Here is a 5,042-nt window from a genome sequence, read left to right as displayed (position 1 = left end):
GGTGTCATCTTTTTTTAACCTCTATTTTTTATTCATTTTCTCATATGTCATCTATAAGTAGAAATACTCATTGCATTAGTGAGATGCTCCCATTTGATGGGGCTTTGAAGACTTGAATATTGATTTGTATTGTGACATCTATCCAGAAATCGCCGATCGCCACCCGATCGCTATAGAGCAATGGCAAGAATGGTTTACCATTTGGGCAAATTATTTACAATCCGAACAAGCGATCGTCGATGGAGACTACGAGGTGTCTTTGGCGATTGCCGATGATTTAACGATTCAACAACTAAATTTGCAATATCGTCAGAAAGATTGCCCTACGGATGTGTTATCTTTTGCTGCCCTAGAATCAGCAGTACCTGAGATCCCGATCGATGATTGTGAAGATTTTGATTATATCGAGCCAACCAGTTGGGGAGATATTATTATCTCGCAAACTACCGCGATCCGTCAGGCTGAGGAGCGAGGGCATTCCTTAACCTATGAACTAGCGTGGCTAGCAGCTCATGGTTTATTGCACCTACTAGGTTGGGATCACCCTGATGACGAAAGTTTAGAAGCAATGCTTGCACAACAAGATAATATGTTGCAACTAATTGCACTTCTCTAAGTAGCTAGGCGCAATTAAATATCCCAAATCACAATTCGTTTTCATCCCGTCACCCATCCTGTAAACGGATAGGGTGCGAGACTTCCCACTCACATTAGTAAAAACTAGATTGATCCATGTAAAAAATTGTCAATAATAACTTAAGTATTTGCGAGCGTAATTTAAGTAAACTATTTTTCTAAGCAGTTAAGCATAATTAAAAAACAAAAACAGAGAGCGTACCGCCCGCTACGCGGGCGGGTACGCTCTTCTAGGTTTTAAGTTTACTTATGCTTAGCTACTTAGCATTGAAATCTCGAACATCTTGGCGATCGCTGGGCAAAGTCTATTTGGGATCATCTCCATGAATAATGATTTACCACTAACCAGATTATTTTTATTTAAATCGCCTTCCTTATCCGAGCAAATGACAAAGACTGATGAATTGGAAACCGAACATAGTGCGGCACAACGCAATGATTCTTTTCAAATTGCGACGAACTTACTATTAAGTTTTAAATATGCTGGGCAGGGTGTTAGTTATGCGTTTCGTACCCAGCGAAATTTTCGGATTCATTTACTCATTGGCGCGATCGCCCTAACTCTGAGCGTATATTTCCATCTCTCAGCCGTTGCTTGTTCGATCATTAGTTTGACGATCGCTTTAGTATTAGTACTAGAGCTATTGAACACAGCCTTAGAAGCTGTCGTTGATTTGACCGTTGGGCGTGAATTTCATCAACTAGCCAAAATCACCAAGGACTGCGCCGCTGGTGCGGTACTCATTGCGGCGATCGCCGCTTTGCTGATTGCAGGCGTGTTATTATTGCCTCATATCTTGCAGCGCCTTGCGTTGATATAAAAGTCAAAATTCACAGAAATTCTGATCAAACCAGATTTTCTTTAAATTTTATGATTGCAGTCAGTGGCTAAGCTTATTCGTTAAACTCTTCGTTCCTATACCCTGCCCATGCTGCTATCAATATCTGACTTCTTCATCAGAAGACCTGTATTCGCAACGGTCTGCTCTGTTATAATCACGCTATTGGGAACAGCTTGTATCTTTCTATTGCCTGTTGCTCAATATCCTGAAATTACCCCACCTAAGGTAACTGTAACCGCCAACTATGTCGGCGCAAATGCGGAAGTTGTCGAATCTACAGTTACGAACATTCTCGAAAGAGAATTGAATGGAATTGAAGGAGTTCGTTATATTACTTCGACTAGTGCCAATAATGGAACTAGTTCGGTAAATCTAATTTTTGACCTTGACAAGAATAAGGATCTTGCGGCTGTTGATGTCCAAAACCGAGTGTCTACGGTAACAGCACAGCTGCCAGGTCCAGTGCAGCAAACTGGTGTAACCATTAGTAAAGAATCTTCGGGATTTCTCTTTGCAGTCGGTGTATTTTCTGAAAAGGGAGAATACGACGATTTATATCTAAGTAATTACGCCGATCTATACATTGTCGATGAGATTAAGAAGGTCAAAGGTGTCGGGAATGTCGTCATCTTTGGTGAACGTAAGTATGCCATGCGAGTTTGGCTAGATCCCAATCGTCTTTCAGCTAGGGGACTCACTTCTCAAGATGTTGTGTCCGCAATTCAGCAACAAAACTTGCAAGTTGGGGTCGGACAAATCGGACAACAGCCTAATTTGCCAGATCAGCAATACCAACTATCTATTTCCGCAACGGGAAGACTTAAAAATACAGAAGAATTTGCAGAAATAGTAATTAGAACCGCCAGTGATGGATCGCCAATTAAATTGCGTGATGTCGGACGGGTAGAATTAGGCGCGGAAAACTATGGCTCAGCCCTTCGTTTTAATGGTACTAGAGGGATCGGCTTAGGTATATCGCAATTGCCCGATGCGAATGCCCTAGATGTGGCAAAAGCTGTCAAGCATGTCCTAGAGGAGTTAAAACCAACATTTCCTCCTGGACTAAATTATGAAATTGCCTTTGATACAACCAGTTTCATTGAAGCTGGCACTGAAGAAGTCATCATTTCCCTAGCCATTGCGATCGGGCTTGTGATCGTGATCATCTATCTGTTTTTGCAGAACTGGCGCGCAACGCTGATTCCTGCTATTGCGATTCCCGTTTCCTTAGTTGGAACTTTCATTTTCATCAAACTCCTCAACTTTAATATCAATACCCTAACCCTATTTGGGTTAACCCTTGCCACAGGGCTAGTTGTTGATGACGCGATCGTGGTAGTTGAGGATATTGCCAGACGCATTCAAGAAAACGGTGAATCCCCAATCAAAGCAGCGATTTCGGCGATGAATGAACTACAGGGGGCGGTAATTGCTAGTTCTCTGGTACTGATTGCCGTGTTTGTGCCTGTTGCTTTTTTCCCTGGCACGACTGGACAACTGTATAAACAGTTTGCGTTGACGATCGCTTTTTCGATCACGGTTTCTACATTTAACGCCTTGACCCTGTCGCCAACCTTAGCAGGGCTACTGCTCAGGCAAGAGACTATCCATGGTAATTGGTTCTTTGATCGGGTGAATTGGTTAATTGACGGTACGCGCGATCGCTATCGATGGTTATTGGGAAAATCCACAAACCTCAAAGGGTTTATGATGATCCTCTTTATCGGTTCTCTTTTCCTCACCTACTGGGTATATACCAGCGTTCCTAGGGGGTTTTTACCACAGGAAGATCAAGGATACTTCATTACCATTGTGCAAGCTCCTGAAGGTGTATCGTTAAATTACACCGAAAAAGTGCTAGAGAATATTGAAGGAATCATGCGTCGGAAGAATGATAAGGGCGAACCTGCTTATCCCGAAATTGCGAATATCTTTGCAATCTCAGGTTTTAGTTTTAGCGGCAACACCCCGAACAATGGCATTATCTTCTCGACGCTAAAACCTTGGAAAGAGCGATCGCGCTCAGCCGATAGCATTATTGGCGGTTTTACTCCCAAACCTTTTGGTTTATTTCCCGAATTAGTTTCTATTAAAGAAGCTTTTGTGGTTCCCTTCCCACCACCTGCCATTCAAGGCTTAAGCAACTATGGCGGTTTTGAATTCCAATTGCAAGACAAAGCCAATCAAGGCTTTCCGATCATCGAACAGACCATGGGAGCTTTATTAGGTAGGGCAAGTACCTATCCCGACCCCAGTCATCCCAAGCTTTCAGGATTACGCCCTAATTTCAACGGAAATACACCGCAGTTAACCGTAGAAGTAGATCGCGTCAAGGCTAATGCTTTGAAAGTCTCTTTACAAGATATTTACAGCACTTTGCAAACCCTACTTGGTTCGCAGTACGTAAATGACTTCAATACTTTTGGAAGAACTTATCGAGTTTATGTCCAAGCGGACGCTCAGTTCCGTTCTAACCCTGAAGATATTAATAAGCTCTACGTGCGCTCTAGTAGCGGTCAGGAGATTCCGTTAAGCAATCTGGTCAGAGTTACTCAAACCGTTGGTCCCTCGATTATCAATCACTATAACCTGTTCCGCTCCGTCCAGATTACTGGCAACACTGCTCCGGGGGTTAGTTCGGGACAAGCGATTGATATTATGAGCAAAGTTGCTAAAGAAGTCCTACCAAAAAGTTTCGGCTATGAATGGTCGGGATTATCCTTAGAGGAGATCGGCTCTGGCAGCAGTGCCGTCTTTATTTTCGGTTTGGGTATTGTATTTGTATTCTTAGTACTTGCCGCTCAATACGAGAATTACATCGATCCCATAATCATCATGCTGACGGTTCCCCTTGCGGTATTAGGTGCGCTCTCAGCAGTTTTATTGCGCGGGTTATTAAATCCTGTTTTCTCCAATGATGTGTATACCCAAATTGGGTTAGTCATGCTAATTGGGATGGCTAGTAAAAATGCCATTTTAATTGTGGAGTTTGCCAACCAGTTACGCGAAAGAGGTTTAAGCATTACTAAAGCTGTGCTTGAAGCTTCCCAACAACGCTTAAGACCAATTCTGATGACAGCCTCTGCGACTATTATCGGGATTTTCCCCCTAGTAATCGCAACGGGGGCAGGTGCTGCTGCACGTCAATCCTTAGGAACTGCGGTCATGGGTGGTATGTGTCTTGCGACAGTACTAAGTTTATTCATCGTTCCCATTCTTTATATTGTTGTCAAAAATATTGAAGAACGAATGATGACTGGTTTATACAAACCACATTCCCATGAACTTGAACTCGAACATGAAGTAGCGATCGTCCCATTGCATGAAGGTGATCTCAACGGAAGTAGTTTCAACAATGGTAGTCACAATAGTGCTGCTGAAGACTCTCAAGAAGAAAATAGCCCTAAACCTTAGATATTGGCTCTAATCACAAACAAAAATAACTGGCGGCGCTAAGCGCCGCCAGTTATTTTTTATACCAATTCACTGAAGTGAGCCAACATTTCAGTGAATTACAGCAATTATCGATCAAACGAACCACAAGGAAATTTTTGAAAGCGTTGC

Annotated in this window: 3 protein-coding genes; all 3 read left to right on the top strand. The window is 42.7% G+C overall.

Going from position 1 to position 5,042, the window contains the following annotated elements:
* The first annotated feature begins 112 nt into the window (after positions 1-112).
* Entirely contained in the window at positions 113-616 is a 504-nt protein-coding gene (gene ybeY / locus PSE7429_RS21160) for an rRNA maturation RNase YbeY (RefSeq protein WP_009629413.1), read from the top strand.
* A 343-nt stretch (positions 617-959) separates the two neighbouring features.
* Positions 960-1,457 carry a diacylglycerol kinase family protein gene (locus tag PSE7429_RS21155; RefSeq protein WP_009629412.1) on the top strand — a complete coding sequence of 166 codons (498 nt, stop codon included), beginning with the start codon at positions 960-962 and terminating at the stop codon, positions 1,455-1,457.
* Between the two features lie 108 nt (positions 1,458-1,565).
* Positions 1,566-4,892 carry an efflux RND transporter permease subunit gene (locus tag PSE7429_RS21150; protein WP_009629411.1) on the top strand — a complete coding sequence of 1,109 codons (3,327 nt, stop codon included), beginning with the start codon at positions 1,566-1,568 and terminating at the stop codon, positions 4,890-4,892.
* The last annotated feature ends 150 nt before the right edge of the window (positions 4,893-5,042 follow it).

It is taken from the genome of Pseudanabaena biceps PCC 7429 (assembly GCF_000332215.1).
GTDB classification, from domain to species: Bacteria; Cyanobacteriota; Cyanobacteriia; order Pseudanabaenales; family Pseudanabaenaceae; genus Pseudanabaena; species Pseudanabaena biceps.
Note: the sequence above shows the minus strand (reverse complement) of the source record. Positions and strands in the feature narration are given on the sequence as shown.